Raw genomic sequence first — 14,220 nt, 5'->3', positions numbered from 1 at the left:
CTTCTGAGCCCCGCTGTCAACCCAGTAAAAACATCTTTTTTACTAAGTGACCAGAAGAAAGATAAAAACTTAAACCGTTCGTTTCTTCCCCCTGCCTCGCCCTGAGCGAGTGAGGCGGCATTATAGGGAGATTAATCCTGCCGTCAACGCTTATTGCGGATCTTTTTTCTGTTCGCTCAAGTAATGAGCAAAACAACAAAAAGCGTGCTCACATAGCAAACTTAGCGCTTCAACCTTTTCCCTTTAAGAACCGTGTATTAGCATTAAGTCAGTCCATATAAGCAGCGGCAACAATGAAAGGCATTAAACTCTCGGTACATCGCCTGCAAAAGGGTCTCTATATACGTTTGCCTCTGAGCTGGCGTAATCACCCTTTTCTCTTCAATAGCTTCAAGATCAAAGATGAAGGACAGATAGCTCTCATAAAACAGCTCGGCATCAGCCATGTGATAGTGATGCCCGATAAGAGCGATTCGGCACCGCTAGGAGCTGACGTGGATATCGTACCGGTATCTGCAGATGACAAAACAGCACTGCAAGCACTTAAAGAGGAAAAAGAACAGCGCATCGAAGCGCTGCAGGATTATCGTCGCGATATGCAGCGCTGCGAAAAGGCGTTTGAGCAATCCGTAGCGCAAGTGCGTGCTGTTATGTCGAAAGTGACGTCTCGACCGTTGAATGCTATCACCGAAGCTAAAGAGCTTGTCGATGGCATGGTAGAAACACTGTTGGCTCAAGATGAGATGGTTCTGCACCTCATGAACGAGACAAAGGAGGGAGAGAATTTATATTACCACTCCCTGAATGTGTCAGTGCTGAGCATGCTTCTTGCGAAGTCTAAAGGACTAGATAAAGAGGAGATGACCGCTATCGGCATGGCGGGGTTATTTCACGACATCGGTAAGATGAAGGTGCCAAGCCAAATCCTAAATAAGAAAACACCATTAAATACCGCGGAAGAGAATTTTTTAAAGCTGCACCCACAATACAGTGTCCAACTACTTGCCCAAGGGGAAAATTTACCAGAGCTATCAAACACCATTATTGCCCAGCATCATGAGTATGCTGATGGCAGTGGCTATCCCAAAGGCTTGACCAAGGACAACTTGAAGCCATCAAGTCTCCTCGTGGCACTAGTAAATGAATATGACACGCTGTGCCATCCTCATGACATCAACAAGGCTCGTACCCCCTACTCAGCGCTGTCCTATATTTTTAAGTCGTGCAAAGAAAAATTTGCGGCTGAAGATATCGAGCTGATGGTAAAACACTTAGGCGTGTTCCCGCCAGGGACAATCGTCCAATTGAGTAATAAGCAGGTAGGCTTAGTCATATCGGTAAACCAAACTAAGCTGCTCTATCCAAATATCCTGCTATACGACCCCGGGATCCCGAGAACCGAAGCCACGATCATAAACTTAGAGGAAGTGGATTTTTCAATTGCCAAAGCGTTACCGCCTCGACGCCTCAAGCCTGAAGTATATGAGTATCTTAATCCACGAACACGGATCAGCTATTACTTCGACAATAAACAGAAATAAAAAAGCCGGGCAATGCCCGGCTTTTCCTTAAAGTGTCCACTCGCTTATTCAGCGTTAGCTTCTACTTCATTTTCAACGTCAGCTTCTTCAACTACTGGACGGTCAACAAGCTCGATGTAAGCCATCGGGGCATTGTCTCCGGCACGGTAGCCGCACTTCAGGATACGGGTGTAACCACCTGGACGTTCCTGATAGCGAGGACCCAGTTCATTGAACAGGGTGCCTACAACTTCTTGATCACGTGTACGAGCAAACGCTAAACGACGGTTTGCAACACTATCGGCCTTAGCCAATGTGATCAGAGGTTCAACTACGCGACGCAACTCTTTCGCTTTCGCAACGGTGGTTTTAATAACACCGTGACGAACTAGCGAACCGGCCATGTTACGAAACATGGCTTGACGGTGGCTGCTGTTGCGATTTAGCTGACGACCACTCTTACGATGGCGCATGATCTATATCCTTCTCACTAAATCTGTGACCACGCAACCTGATCAGTCTCTGTCTGAAAGACTGGCTGGAGGCCAGTTTTCCAAACGCATACCGAGCGAAAGTCCGCGTGACGCCAGAACATCTTTAATTTCAGTAAGTGATTTCTTACCGAGGTTCGGGGTCTTGAGGAGTTCAACTTCTGTACGCTGAACCAGGTCACCAATGTAATGGATCGCTTCTGCCTTCAAACAGTTAGCAGAGCGTACTGTCAGCTCCAAGTCATCGACAGGACGCAGAAGAATCGGATCAAACTCCGGCTTCTCTTCTTTTTGCTCCGGCTCACTGATGTCACGCAACTCGACAAACGCATCCAGCTGTTCAGCTAAGATGGTAGCGGCACGACGAATGGCTTCTTCCGGCTCAATTGTGCCGTTAGTTTCCATATCGATTACCAGTTTATCGAGGTTAGTGCGCTGTTCTACACGTGCTGCATCTACATTATAGGCGATGCGAGCAACCGGGCTGAACGATGCGTCTAGCAGCAAGCGACCAATTGGACGCTCATCTTCATCGCTGTTGGCACGAGCTGTCGATGGTACATAACCACGACCGCGCTCGACCTTAATGCGCATGCTAATTTCACCTTCGCCGGTTAACGTGCAGATCACGTGCTCCGGGTTTGCAATAGCAACATCGCCATCATGAACGATATCACCAGCAACAACAGGGCCCGCACCACCCTTAGTCAGAGTCAGCACGGCCTCATCTTTACCATCCAAACGAACGGCTAGCTGCTTCAGGTTAAGCAGGATTTCAATAATATCTTCCTGCACGCCTTCTTTACTGCTGTACTCGTGCTGAACACCATCGATTTCAACTTCGGTGACGGCACAGCCGGGCATTGACGATAGCAAAATCCGACGTAGCGCATTACCTAAAGTGTGTCCAAAGCCACGCTCGAGCGGCTCGAGTGTAACTTTCGCGCGACACGCATCGATGGCGTCTATGTCGACTAACCGCGGCTTGAGAAATTCTGTAACAGAACCCTGCATTGTGTCCTCTCTTAAGACTTGGATCTGGCCTTACTTAGAGTAAAGCTCGACAATCAACTGTTCGTTGATATCAGCAGACAGGTCGCTGCGCTCTGGAAGGCGCTTATAAGTACCTTCTAGTTTCGCTGCATCTACTTCGATCCAGGTGGGCTTCTCGCGCTGCTCAGACAGTTCGAGAGCAGCCTTGATTCGAGCCTGCTTCTTGGACTTTTCACGAACGCTAATCACGTCGTTTGGCTTAACGGCAAACGATGGAATGTTTACCACACGACCGTTAACTTCAATAGCCTTGTGGCTTACCAACTGACGAGCTTCGGCGCGAGTAGCGGCGAAACCGAGACGGTAAACAACATTGTCCAGACGGCCTTCTAACAACTGAAGCAGGTTTTCACCGGTATTACCTTTGATACGAGCTGCCTCGCCATAGTAATTACGGAACTGCTTTTCTAAGACGCCATACAGACGACGAACTTTCTGCTTTTCACGCAGCTGTACGCCATAGTCTGAAAGACGACCTTTACGCGCACCATGTTGACCAGGTACGTTATCGATCTTGCACTTGCTATCGATCGCGCGAACACCACTTTTCAAGAAAAGGTCGGTGCCCTCACGACGGCTAAGTTTGAGTTTTGGACCCAAATATCTTGCCATGTTCTTTCTCCAATCGGTCCTAAAACGCCGTTACACGCGACGCTTTTTAGGCGGACGGCAACCGTTATGAGGAATAGGTGTCACATCAGTAATATTAGTGATGCGATAACCCGCTGCGTTCAATGCGCGAATCGCTGATTCACGGCCAGGACCTGGGCCCTTCACGAACACTTCAAGGTTCTTTAAACCATATTCCTGCGCGGCAACACCGGCGCGTTCCGCAGCTACCTGAGCAGCAAACGGAGTGGACTTACGTGAACCACGGAAACCTGAACCACCAGCAGTGGCCCATGACAGAGCGTTACCCTGACGGTCAGTAATGGTTACGATAGTATTGTTGAAAGACGCATGGATGTGCGCCATTCCGTCAGCAACCTGCTTTTTTACACGCTTACGAGTGCGAGCTGGAGCTTTAGCCATAATAGATTCCCCCCCGCTTACTTACGAATCGGTTTGCGTGGACCTTTACGGGTACGCGCATTTGTCTTAGTGCGCTGACCACGTAGAGGCAAGCTTCGGCGATGACGAAGGCCGCGGTAACAACCGAGGTCCATCAGACGCTTAATGTTCATTGAAACTTCACGGCGCAGATCACCCTCAACAGAGTACTGACCGACTACTTCGCGAAGTCTATCGATTTGTGTTTCGTCCAGATCACTTATTTTAGTGCTCTCGGCAATGCCTGACTCAACAAGGATCTGCTGAGCGCGGGTTTTACCGATGCCATAAATAGCAGTCAGGGCAATGACTGCGTGCTTATGATCAGGGATGTTAATGCCAGCGATACGGGCCACTAACACATCTCCTATTCGTTGGCTATTGGTTGAAAAGCCCGTAAGGATACTCAACCATTCGGCCATTTGCAAACTAAGATGGCGGGCCATTTGGCCACACCATCACCAGATACTACTAACCTTGCCGTTGCTTATGCTTCGGCTCACTGCAAATTACGCGAACTACGCCATTGCGTTTGATCACTTTGCAGTTACGACACATGGTCTTAACGGATGCGCGAACTTTCATTTTTCACTCCGTACGCCAACTTAACGGCTATAGCCTTTAAGGTTGGCTTTCTTCAGGATCGAGTCATATTGATGAGACATCAAATGAGTTTGAACCTGTGCCATGAAATCCATGATAACCACGACGATAATCAATAATGATGTACCACCGAAGTAGAACTGTACGCTCCACGCAATCATCATGAACTCAGGAACCAAACAAACGAACGTGATATACAGCGCGCCTGCCAGTGTTAAGCGAGTCATAACCTTATCGATGTAACGTGATGTCTGTTCACCCGGGCGAATACCTGGAATGAAAGCACCGGACTTCTTCAGGTTTTCAGCTGTCTCGCGCGGGTTAAACACCAACGCGGTATAGAAGAAACAGAAGAAGATAATCGCTGCTGCATACAACATTACATAGAGTGGCTGCCCCGGTGACAATGCCAGCGATACATCCTGCAGGAATCCTAAGGATTCATTCTGTCCAAACCACTGAGCCAGCGTGCCTGGAAATAGGATGATGCTAGAAGCAAAGATCGGTGGGATAACCCCGGCCATGTTCAACTTAAGCGGCAAGTGGGTGCTTTGCGCGGCAAAGACTCTACGTCCTTGCTGGCGCTTAGCATAGTTAACCACTATGCGGCGTTGGCCACGTTCAACAAATACTACAAAGTAGGTGACTGCGCAGATAACCGCAGCAATCAACAACAGTAACAGAGGCTGGATCTCGCCTTGGCGAGCCTGCTCTGCTGTCTGGCCGATTGCGGTAGGTAGGCCGGCAACAATACCTGCAAAAATCAGGATTGAAATACCGTTACCAATACCACGTTCGGTGACCTGTTCACCCAACCACATGAGGAACATGGTGCCTGTTACTAAACTGACTACCGCTGTGAAAGTGAAACCAAAGCCCGGTGTAATCACCAGGCCAGGCATCAAATTCGGCAAACCGGTTGCAATCCCAAACGCTTGAAAAGTTGCTAATACAAGTGTCCCATAACGGGTGTATTGGCTAATCTTCTTACGTCCTGATTCGCCTTCTTTTTTCAATTCAGCGAGTCGTGGACTAACAACTGTCAGCAGCTGCATGATAATCGACGCCGAAATATACGGCATGATACCAAGCGCTAAGATCGAGGCACGCTCCAAGGCGCCACCGGAGAACATGTTAAACATCTCCACGATGGTACCTTTTTGCTGTTCGAACAGATCAGCCAGTACTGCGGCGTCAATGCCAGGAATAGGCACAAAAGAACCTGCCCTGAACACAATAATTGCGCCAATCACAAACAGAAGACGTTGCTTTAATTCGCTCAGTCCGCCGCCTTGACTCTTGGTATCCAACCCTGGCTTTGCCATAAGTACTTTCCTACTTCGAATTATTCTGCGATTGAGCCGCCAGCGGCTTCAATTGCAGCACGTGCGCCTTTGGTTACCCGCAGACCTTGTACGTTAACTGCACGGCTGATTTCGCCAGACAGTACGACTTTCACGTGTTTGATGTTTTTTCTCACCAGACCAGCTGCTTTCAAAGTTTCCAGAGACACTACGTCGCCTTCTACTTTGGCAATCTCATTCAGACGTACTTCGTCAGTCACTAAAGACTTACGTGAAGTAAAGCCGAACTTAGGCAAACGCTGTTTCAAAGGCATCTGACCGCCTTCAAAACCTACGCGAACGCCGCCGCCTGAACGTGATTTTTGACCTTTGTGACCACGGCCACCAGTCTTACCCAGACCGGAACCGATACCACGGCCAACACGCTTGGCAGGAGTCTTTGCACCAGCGGCAGGTGATAGAGTATTAAGACGCATCAGATTACCCCTCCACCTTAACCATGTAATACAGCTGGTTGATCATGCCGCGTACTGATGGCGTGTCTTCCAGTTCTACAGTGTGACCAATTCGACGCAGACCAAGACCTTTAAGGGTCTCTCTGTGCTTCGGCAAACGACCGATAGCGCTGCGGGTCTGGGTCACTTTGACAGTTTTCTTTGCCATGGTGTCTTACCCCAGAATTTGTTCGACGGTCAGACCGCGTTTAGCGGCAACTTGCTCTGGCGACTTGATACCAACCAAACCGTCAATCGTAGCGCGAACCACGTTGATTGGGTTAGTTGAACCATATGCCTTTGCAAGAACGTTTTGTACGCCAGCCACTTCTAGAACGGCACGCATCGCACCACCGGCGATGATACCTGTACCTTCTGACGCAGGCTGCATGTAAACACGCGAACCTGTGTGACGGCCCTTAACAGGGTGGTACAGGGTGTTGCCATTAAGCTGAACAGTGTTCATGTTACGGCGCGCTTTTTCCATAGCTTTCTGGATAGCTGCTGGCACTTCACGTGCTTTACCATAACCGAAACCGACGCGACCATTGCCGTCGCCTACGACAGTCAATGCTGTGAAACTGAAGATGCGACCACCTTTAACCACTTTTGATACGCGGTTAACGGCAATCAGCTTTTCATTCAGATCACTTTGCTGTTGTTCTACTTTCGCCATGATCTACTCCTAGAACTTAAGGCCCGCTTCGCGCGCTGCTTCCGCTAGCGCTGCGATACGGCCGTGATACTTGAAGCCACTACGGTCAAAGGCAACTACTTCGATACCTTTCTCTACCGCACGCTCAGCAACCAGCTTACCAATTGCCTTGGCAGCTTCTACGTTACCGGTGCCTTTCAGCTCCTCACGTACCGCCTTCTCTGCAGTGGATGCTGCTGCCAGCACTTCACTACCAGTAGGTGCGATAACCTGAGCGTAGATATGACGAGGAGTACGGTGAACCACCAAACGTGCGGCACCCAGCTCCTGGATTTTCTTGCGTGCGCGAGTCGCGCGACGCAGTCGAGATGCTTTCTTATCCATCGTCTTACCTTACTTCTTCTTAGCCTCTTTACGGCGCACGTTTTCGTCAGCATAACGAACACCTTTGCCTTTATAAGGCTCTGGTTTACGGTATGCGCGAATATTTGCAGCCACCTGGCCGACTAACTGCTTGTCAGCACCTGTCAGAACCACTTCGGTCTGACTTGGACACTCGGCAGTAACGCCTTCTGGCAGAGCGTATTCAACTGGGTGAGAGAAACCAAGGCTAAGGTTCAGAACCTTACCTTTGGCTTGGGCACGATAACCCACACCAACCAGTTGTAATTTACGGGTAAACCCTTCGCTCACACCAACGACCATGTTGTTGGCAAGTGCACGTGCGGTACCGGCTTGCGCATTGGCACCAGCAGCTCCTTCAACAGGTGCAAAAGTCAGAACGTTGTCGTCCTGCTTCGCTACAACTGCGTCATTGAAAGTGCAATTCAAAGTGCCTTTGCTACCTTTAACCGTCAGATCCTGGCCCTTCAGCGTAACTTCTACGCCGGCAGGAATGGTAACGGGTGCTTTTGCTACTCGAGACATTTCCTACCTCCTGTTACGCCACGTAGCCAATGATCTCGCCGCCCATACCCGCTTTGCGAGCAGCACGGTCTGACATCAGGCCTTGAGAAGTAGAGACAATGGCGACACCAAGGCCGTCAAGGATCTTCGGCAACTCGTCTTTCTTCTTATAGATACGAAGACCTGGACGACTTACACGTTGAATGGTCTCTACGACCGGTTTGCCCTCGAAATAACGTAGGGCGATCTCGAGTTCCGCTTTCGGACCCTCTGACACACTGAAATCAGCGATGTAACCTTCTTGCTTAAGAACTGCTGCGATAGCAGTCTTCAGCTTAGATGAAGGCATAGTCACCGAAATCTTGTTGGCAGACTGGCCGTTACGGATACGAGTGAACATATCTGCAATCGGATCTTGCATGCTCATATCTGCTTTCTCCTGTGCTTACCAGCTGGCCTTACGAAGGCCTGGAACTTCACCACGCATCGCAGCTTCACGCAATTTGATACGGCTCATGCCGAACTTGCGTAGAAAACCGTGAGGGCGACCAGTCACACGACAACGGTTACGTTGACGTGATGCGCTGGAATCACGCGGAAGACTTTGCAGCTTAAGGCTTGCATCCCAGCGCTCTTCATCAGAGCTATCTGGGCTAGCGATAATCGCTTTCAGTGCCTGACGCTTTTCAGCGTACTGGGCAACCAACTTGGCGCGTTTTGCTTCACGCGCTTTCATCGAAGATTTTGCCATAACCCTACACCTTACTTGCGGAACGGGAAGTTAAAGGCAGCCAGCAGAGCACGTGCTTCCTCATCGGTACCAGAAGTAGTGGTAATGGTAATATCCATACCGCGTACTTTGTCTACCTTGTCGAAATCGACTTCAGGGAAGATTATTTGCTCGCGAACACCCATGCTGTAGTTGCCACGTCCGTCGAATGATTTCGGGCTTACACCACGGAAATCACGAATACGGGGCATAGCAATACATACTAGGCGTTCAAAGAACTCCCACATACGTTCGCCACGTAGGGTTACCTTGCAGCCAATCGGATAGCCTTCACGGATTTTGAAACCCGCTACTGACTTGCGCGCTTTGGTAACAATTGGCTTCTGTCCAGCGATCGCCTGCATATCTGCCTGCGCGTTTTCCAGAAGTTTCTTGTCAGCCAATGCCTCGCCGACACCCATGTTAAGGGTGATCTTCTCAATCCGAGGGACTTGCATGATGCTGCTGTAACTGAACTCTTTCATCAGTTCAGGCACTACCGACTCTTTATAGAAATCATGCAGTTTCGCCATCGTACACTCCAGATTAAGCTATTACTTCGTTAGAAGATTTGAAGACACGTACTTTCTTACCGTCTTCAACCTTGAAACCTACACGATCGGCCTTACCAGTCGCTGCGTTGTAGATACCGACGTTAGAAACGTCAATTGCGGCTTCCTTCTCAACAATACCACCCTGAACCTGCAGTTGCGGGTTAGGCTTCTGGTGCTTCTTGATCAAGTTGACGCCTTCTACAATCACTTTGCCAGACGCTAGTACGCTAGTGACTTTGCCACGCTTACCTTTGTCTTTACCGGCCAGAACGATCACTTCGTCATTTTTACGGATTTTTGCTGCCATCTAAGTTCTCCTTACAGTACTTCTGGAGCCAGAGACACGATTTTCATAAACTTCTCCGTACGAAGTTCACGTGTCACAGGGCCAAAAATACGAGTACCGATGGGCGCGTGTTGCGTGTTTAGCAACACAGCGGCGTTGTTGTCAAAACGGATCAGAGAACCATCCTGACGACGCACGCCCTTCCTGGTGCGCACAACCACCGCGTTCAGGACATCACCTTTTTTAACCTTACCGCGCGGAATTGCTTCCTTAACAGTAACTTTAATGATGTCGCCGATATTCGCGTAGCGGCGGTGCGAACCACCGAGGACCTTAATACACTGTACGCTACGAGCGCCGCTGTTATCAGCGACATCTAGCATAGTCTGCATCTGGATCATTTCAGTGCTCCGCTATTTACTTCAAATAGCCAATTACTCACCGTAATTGGGCTGCCTTACCTTCGAAAAGGCGCAGCAGTATACCACCGGTAAGCGGCCTTGAATAGAAAAAAATAAGGGCTCCTTTTTGGAGCCCTTATTTATCGTCAACAGTGTGTCGATTTAGGCTTTAACCAAGATATCAACCAATACCCAAGACTTAGTCTTAGACAGTGGACGACATTCTTTGATTGAAACTTTGTCACCGGTTTTACACTGGTTGTCTTCGTCGTGTACATGCAGCTTAGTGGTACGCTTGATATACTTCCCGTAGATCGGGTGCTTTACCTTACGCTCGATAGCAACAGTGATGGACTTGTCCATCTTGTCACCAACCACAGTACCCTGCAGTGTACGAATTACTGATTCGCTCATTTACGCACCTGCCTTCTGTTTCAACACAGTTTTTACGCGCGCGATATCGCGACGCACATTTTTGAGCAGGTGAGTCTGAGACAGCTGACCGGTGCTCTTCTGCATGCGCAGATTAAACTGCTCACGGAGGAGGTTCAGCATTTCAGCGTTCAGCTCTTCAACGCTCTTTTCACGTAGTTCGCTGGCGTTCATTACATTACCGTCCGAATTGCAAAGGTGGTTTGAATCGGCAGTTTCGCAGCTGCAAGTGCAAATGCTTCACGTGCCAGATTTTCTGGAATGCCATCCATTTCGTACAGGACTTTACCAGGCTGAATCTGGGCAACCCAGTATTCAACGTTACCTTTACCTTTACCCATACGAACTTCAAGCGGCTTACCGGTAATCGGCTTGTCTGGGAAAACCCGGATCCAGATTTTACCTTGACGCTTAATGTGACGAGTCATCGCACGACGCGCGGCTTCAATCTGGCGCGCAGTCAAACGACCACGACCAACGGCTTTGAGACCAAAGCTGCCGAAGCTTACCTTGTTACCGTTCAGCGCCAGACCACGGTTGCGGCCTGTCATCTGCTTGCGGAATTTAGTACGTTTTGGTTGCAACATGGTCGGATCTCCTACTTGCTGCCCTTACCTTTACGCTTAGGTGCTGGTGCTTCTTCAACTGGGTTGAAACCACCAAGAACCTCGCCTTTGAAGACCCACACTTTGACACCAATGATGCCATAAGTAGTAGCTGCTTCAGACGTTGCGTAATCGATATCAGCACGCAGAGTGTGAAGAGGTACACGACCTTCACGGTACCATTCGGTACGTGCAATTTCTGCACCGCCGAGACGACCGCTTACTTCCACCTTGATGCCCTTCGCACCCAAACGCATTGCGTTTTGAACGGCACGCTTCATCGCACGGCGGAACATCACACGACGCTCCAACTGGCTAGAGATGCTGTCCGCAACCAATTTTGCGTCGAGTTCAGGCTTACGTACTTCTGAAATGTTGATTTGCGCCGGTACGCCAGCCAATTTGGCTACGTGCTTACGCAGTTTTTCTACATCTTCGCCTTTCTTACCAATCACAACGCCTGGACGGGCGGTGTGGATAGTCACGCGGATGCTTTTTGCCGGACGCTCGATAACGATGCGAGAAACCGAAGCACTTTTGAGTTCCTTAGTAAGGAATTCACGTACTTGGTGGTCTCCATGCAGGTTGTCTGCGTAATCCTTGGTATCTGCATACCAAGTAGAGTTCCACGGCTTAACGATACCTAAGCGGATACCGTTCGGATGTACTTTCTGACCCATTGTCCGTTCTCCTACTTAGCGTTCCGCTACGACCACAGTGATGTGGCTGGTGCGCTTAAGGATGCGGTCAGCACGACCTTTAGCGCGTGGTTTAATGCGCTTCATGATCGGCCCCTCATCTACGAAGACCTTAGCGACCTTCAGCTCGTCAATATCAGCACCTTCATTATGCTCTGCGTTAGCAATCGCAGATTCCAGTACTTTCTTGACCAGTGTTGCCGCTTTCTTCGGGCTATAGGCCAGAAGTTCCAAAGCATTGGCAACTGACTTACCGCGGATCTGGTCAGCAACCAGACGCGCTTTTTGAGCCGAAGTACGGGCAAACCGGTGTTTAGCTAAAACTTCCATCTTTTACCCCTTAACGCTTCTTGGCCTTCTTATCAGCAGCATGGCCGCGATAAGTACGAGTCGGGGCGAATTCACCCAACTTGTGGCCAACCATCTCTTCAGTAACGAATACTGGGACATGTTGACGACCATTATGGACAGCGATGGTCAACCCAATCATATCTGGGAAGATCGTTGAACGGCGAGACCAAGTCTTGATAGGCTTTTTGTCGCCGCCTTCCACCGCTTTCTCTACCTTCTTCAGCAAGTGCAGGTCGATAAATGGACCTTTCTTGAGAGAACGTGGCATGGTGAATCCTCTTCTAATTTACTTAGTACGACGGCGTACAATGTACTTATCTGTACGCTTGTTCTTACGCGTCTTGGCACCCTTAGTAGGCATACCCCATGGAGATACTGGATGACGGCCACCTGAGGTACGACCTTCACCACCACCATGCGGGTGATCTACTGGGTTCATCGCAACACCACGAACAGTAGGACGGACACCGCGCCAACGAGAGGCACCAGCTTTACCGAGCTGACGCAACATGTGCTCAGCATTACCTACTTCACCGATAGTTGCGCGACAGTCAGACAGTACTTTACGCATCTCACCACTACGCAAGCGCAGGGTAACGTAGCCGCTATCGCGAGCAACGATTTGCACGTAAGCACCAGCTGAACGTGCGATCTGACCACCTTTACCAGGCTTCAGTTCGACGTTGTGTACTGTGCTACCTACCGGGATGTTACGCATTGGCAGAGTGTTACCTGCCTTGATTGCCGCGTCTTCACCAGATTGTACTTTGTCGCCAGCCTTGATGCCCTTAGGCGCCAGGATGTAACGACGTTCGCCATCTGCGTAAAGAACCAACGCAATGTTTGCGCTACGGTTCGGATCGTATTCCAAACGCTCAACAGTGGCAGGAATGCCATCTTTAGTGCGTTTGAAGTCGATCAAACGATAGTGCTGCTTGTGTCCACCACCGATGTGACGGGTAGTGATACGACCGGCGTTGTTACGACCGCCAGACTTACTTTTCTTATCCAGCAGCGGAGCGTAAGGCTTACCTTTATACAGGTCACCGTTTACCACTTTAACAACGTGGCGACGACCGGCAGAGGTAGGCTTGCACTTAACAATAGCCATTGGTGTACTCCTCTTACTTATTCACCGCCGCCAACAAAGTCGATCTCGCTACCTTCTTTCAGCGTAACGTAGGCTTTTTTCCAATCGTTACGCTTGCCGATACGAGCACCGTGGCGTTTGGTTTTGCCCTTGACGTTCACAGTACGAACGCCGTCGACTTCAACTTCGAACAGCTTCTCAACAGCTGCCTTGATTTCTGCTTTCTGCGCATCAGTTGAAACACGAAACACAATAGTGTTTTCCATTTCAGCTGAGATAGTCGCTTTTTCAGAAACGTGAGGCGCCAGAATAACTTTCAGCAGACGTTCTTCGCGGATCATGCCAGTTTCTCCTCGAGTTGCTTAACTGCAGCAGCAGTCATTAGCACTTTATCGAAAGCGATCAGGCTTACCGGATCGATACCAGTGGTATCACGAACGTCAACTTTGTACAGGTTGCGAGCGGCCAAGAACAAGTTTTCATCAACTTCTTCCGTCACGATCAGCACGTCGTTCAGATCCAGTTCTTTCAGTTTTGCTGAAAGCTCTTTGGTTTTAGGAGCTTCAACTGCGAAACTCTCAACCACAATCAGACGTTCCTGACGAACTAGCTCAGACAAAATGCTCTGAACTGCACCGCGGTACATCTTCTTGTTTACCTTTTGGCTGTGGTCCTGCGGCTTTGCCGCGAAGGTCACGCCACCAGAGCGCCACAGAGGACTACGGATTGTACCCGCGCGTGCGCGGCCCGTGCCTTTCTGTTTCCAAGGTTTCTTACCGCCGCCAGCTACTTCGCTGCGAGTCTTCTGAGCACGAGAGCCCTGACGCGCACCGGCTGCGTAAGCTACCACTACCTGGTGTACCAACGCTTCGTTGAACTCACGCCCGAAGATAGTCGGATTTACTTCAAGAGCGCTTTGCGCATCTTTCAATACCAATTCCATCACCAATCTCCTAAG

27 protein-coding genes are annotated in these 14,220 nt (G+C 49.7%); 1 reads left to right on the top strand and 26 read right to left on the bottom strand.

The window, feature by feature from the left end; genetic code table 11:
• Positions 1-293: 293 nt before the first annotated feature.
• On the top strand, positions 294-1,541 hold the full coding sequence (locus DU002_RS18975; protein ID WP_114340030.1) for an HD-GYP domain-containing protein: 1,248 nt from the start codon (positions 294-296) through the stop codon (positions 1,539-1,541).
• Between the two features lie 44 nt (positions 1,542-1,585).
• Here DU002_RS18975 and rplQ read toward each other — a convergent pair whose 3' ends face one another.
• The 26 genes from rplQ to rplD all read right to left on the bottom strand — a co-directional run bounded on the left by rplQ (position 1,586) and on the right by rplD (position 14,205).
• A complete protein-coding gene (gene rplQ / locus DU002_RS18970) occupies positions 1,586-1,993 on the bottom strand; it encodes a 50S ribosomal protein L17 (protein WP_114340029.1) in 408 nt (135 codons plus the stop codon).
• 42 nt (positions 1,994-2,035) lie between these two features.
• The gene (locus tag DU002_RS18965; protein WP_114340028.1) at positions 2,036-3,025 is read right to left on the bottom strand and encodes a DNA-directed RNA polymerase subunit alpha; all 990 of its coding nucleotides are present in this window, start codon (positions 3,023-3,025) and stop codon (positions 2,036-2,038) included.
• Between the two features lie 30 nt (positions 3,026-3,055).
• Positions 3,056-3,676: a 30S ribosomal protein S4 gene (gene rpsD, locus DU002_RS18960; protein ID WP_114340027.1), complete on the bottom strand. Its 621-nt coding sequence runs from the start codon at positions 3,674-3,676 to the stop codon at positions 3,056-3,058.
• A gap of 30 nt (positions 3,677-3,706) precedes the next feature.
• Complete coding sequence (gene rpsK / locus DU002_RS18955) at positions 3,707-4,096, bottom strand: 30S ribosomal protein S11 (protein ID WP_114340026.1); 390 nt, start codon at positions 4,094-4,096, stop codon at positions 3,707-3,709.
• A 17-nt stretch (positions 4,097-4,113) separates the two neighbouring features.
• On the bottom strand, positions 4,114-4,470 hold the full coding sequence (gene rpsM / locus DU002_RS18950; protein WP_114340031.1) for a 30S ribosomal protein S13: 357 nt from the start codon (positions 4,468-4,470) through the stop codon (positions 4,114-4,116).
• A 115-nt stretch (positions 4,471-4,585) separates the two neighbouring features.
• Complete coding sequence (rpmJ, locus tag DU002_RS18945; RefSeq protein ID WP_114340025.1) at positions 4,586-4,699, bottom strand: 50S ribosomal protein L36; 114 nt, start codon at positions 4,697-4,699, stop codon at positions 4,586-4,588.
• A gap of 20 nt (positions 4,700-4,719) precedes the next feature.
• The gene (secY, locus tag DU002_RS18940) at positions 4,720-6,042 is read right to left on the bottom strand and encodes a preprotein translocase subunit SecY (protein WP_114340024.1); all 1,323 of its coding nucleotides are present in this window, start codon (positions 6,040-6,042) and stop codon (positions 4,720-4,722) included.
• 20 nt (positions 6,043-6,062) lie between these two features.
• A complete protein-coding gene (gene rplO / locus DU002_RS18935) occupies positions 6,063-6,497 on the bottom strand; it encodes a 50S ribosomal protein L15 (RefSeq protein WP_114340023.1) in 435 nt (144 codons plus the stop codon).
• 4 nt (positions 6,498-6,501) lie between these two features.
• Entirely contained in the window at positions 6,502-6,684 is a 183-nt protein-coding gene (gene rpmD, locus DU002_RS18930; protein ID WP_114340022.1) for a 50S ribosomal protein L30, read from the bottom strand.
• A gap of 6 nt (positions 6,685-6,690) precedes the next feature.
• Positions 6,691-7,191: a 30S ribosomal protein S5 gene (gene rpsE, locus DU002_RS18925; protein WP_114340021.1), complete on the bottom strand. Its 501-nt coding sequence runs from the start codon at positions 7,189-7,191 to the stop codon at positions 6,691-6,693.
• Positions 7,192-7,200: 9 nt separating this feature from the next.
• Complete coding sequence (rplR, locus tag DU002_RS18920) at positions 7,201-7,554, bottom strand: 50S ribosomal protein L18 (protein WP_114340020.1); 354 nt, start codon at positions 7,552-7,554, stop codon at positions 7,201-7,203.
• Between the two features lie 9 nt (positions 7,555-7,563).
• On the bottom strand, positions 7,564-8,097 hold the full coding sequence (gene rplF / locus DU002_RS18915; RefSeq protein WP_114340019.1) for a 50S ribosomal protein L6: 534 nt from the start codon (positions 8,095-8,097) through the stop codon (positions 7,564-7,566).
• 13 nt (positions 8,098-8,110) lie between these two features.
• On the bottom strand, positions 8,111-8,503 hold the full coding sequence (rpsH, locus tag DU002_RS18910; protein WP_114340018.1) for a 30S ribosomal protein S8: 393 nt from the start codon (positions 8,501-8,503) through the stop codon (positions 8,111-8,113).
• Between the two features lie 18 nt (positions 8,504-8,521).
• A complete protein-coding gene (rpsN, locus tag DU002_RS18905) occupies positions 8,522-8,827 on the bottom strand; it encodes a 30S ribosomal protein S14 (protein ID WP_114340017.1) in 306 nt (101 codons plus the stop codon).
• Between the two features lie 11 nt (positions 8,828-8,838).
• Positions 8,839-9,378, bottom strand: a complete 540-nt coding sequence (gene rplE, locus DU002_RS18900; RefSeq protein WP_114340016.1) for a 50S ribosomal protein L5 — start codon at positions 9,376-9,378, stop codon at positions 8,839-8,841.
• A 13-nt stretch (positions 9,379-9,391) separates the two neighbouring features.
• Entirely contained in the window at positions 9,392-9,706 is a 315-nt protein-coding gene (rplX, locus tag DU002_RS18895; RefSeq protein ID WP_114340015.1) for a 50S ribosomal protein L24, read from the bottom strand.
• Between the two features lie 11 nt (positions 9,707-9,717).
• Positions 9,718-10,086 carry a 50S ribosomal protein L14 gene (rplN, locus tag DU002_RS18890; protein ID WP_114340014.1) on the bottom strand — a complete coding sequence of 123 codons (369 nt, stop codon included), beginning with the start codon at positions 10,084-10,086 and terminating at the stop codon, positions 9,718-9,720.
• A gap of 162 nt (positions 10,087-10,248) precedes the next feature.
• Positions 10,249-10,500 (bottom strand): 30S ribosomal protein S17, encoded by a 252-nt coding sequence (rpsQ, locus tag DU002_RS18885; protein WP_114340013.1) that lies wholly within the window; start codon positions 10,498-10,500, stop codon positions 10,249-10,251.
• Entirely contained in the window at positions 10,501-10,692 is a 192-nt protein-coding gene (gene rpmC / locus DU002_RS18880; protein ID WP_114340012.1) for a 50S ribosomal protein L29, read from the bottom strand.
• Positions 10,692-11,105 (bottom strand): 50S ribosomal protein L16, encoded by a 414-nt coding sequence (gene rplP, locus DU002_RS18875; protein ID WP_114340011.1) that lies wholly within the window; start codon positions 11,103-11,105, stop codon positions 10,692-10,694. The genes rpmC and rplP overlap by 1 nt, the downstream gene beginning before the upstream one ends.
• An 11-nt stretch (positions 11,106-11,116) precedes the next feature.
• Positions 11,117-11,803: a 30S ribosomal protein S3 gene (gene rpsC / locus DU002_RS18870; RefSeq protein ID WP_114340010.1), complete on the bottom strand. Its 687-nt coding sequence runs from the start codon at positions 11,801-11,803 to the stop codon at positions 11,117-11,119.
• A gap of 15 nt (positions 11,804-11,818) precedes the next feature.
• Entirely contained in the window at positions 11,819-12,151 is a 333-nt protein-coding gene (rplV, locus tag DU002_RS18865; protein ID WP_114340009.1) for a 50S ribosomal protein L22, read from the bottom strand.
• A gap of 10 nt (positions 12,152-12,161) precedes the next feature.
• Positions 12,162-12,440: a 30S ribosomal protein S19 gene (gene rpsS, locus DU002_RS18860; protein ID WP_114340008.1), complete on the bottom strand. Its 279-nt coding sequence runs from the start codon at positions 12,438-12,440 to the stop codon at positions 12,162-12,164.
• 18 nt (positions 12,441-12,458) lie between these two features.
• Entirely contained in the window at positions 12,459-13,283 is an 825-nt protein-coding gene (rplB, locus tag DU002_RS18855) for a 50S ribosomal protein L2 (RefSeq protein WP_114340007.1), read from the bottom strand.
• A 17-nt stretch (positions 13,284-13,300) separates the two neighbouring features.
• Entirely contained in the window at positions 13,301-13,603 is a 303-nt protein-coding gene (rplW, locus tag DU002_RS18850; protein ID WP_114340006.1) for a 50S ribosomal protein L23, read from the bottom strand.
• Positions 13,600-14,205, bottom strand: a complete 606-nt coding sequence (rplD, locus tag DU002_RS18845) for a 50S ribosomal protein L4 (RefSeq protein WP_114340005.1) — start codon at positions 14,203-14,205, stop codon at positions 13,600-13,602. Before rplD ends, rplW begins: the two co-directional genes overlap by 4 nt.
• Positions 14,206-14,220: the final 15 nt, after the last annotated feature.

It is taken from the genome of Corallincola holothuriorum (genome assembly GCF_003336225.1).
GTDB classification, from domain to species: domain Bacteria; phylum Pseudomonadota; class Gammaproteobacteria; order Enterobacterales; family Neiellaceae; genus Corallincola; species Corallincola holothuriorum.
Note: the sequence above shows the minus strand (reverse complement) of the source record. Positions and strands in the feature narration are given on the sequence as shown.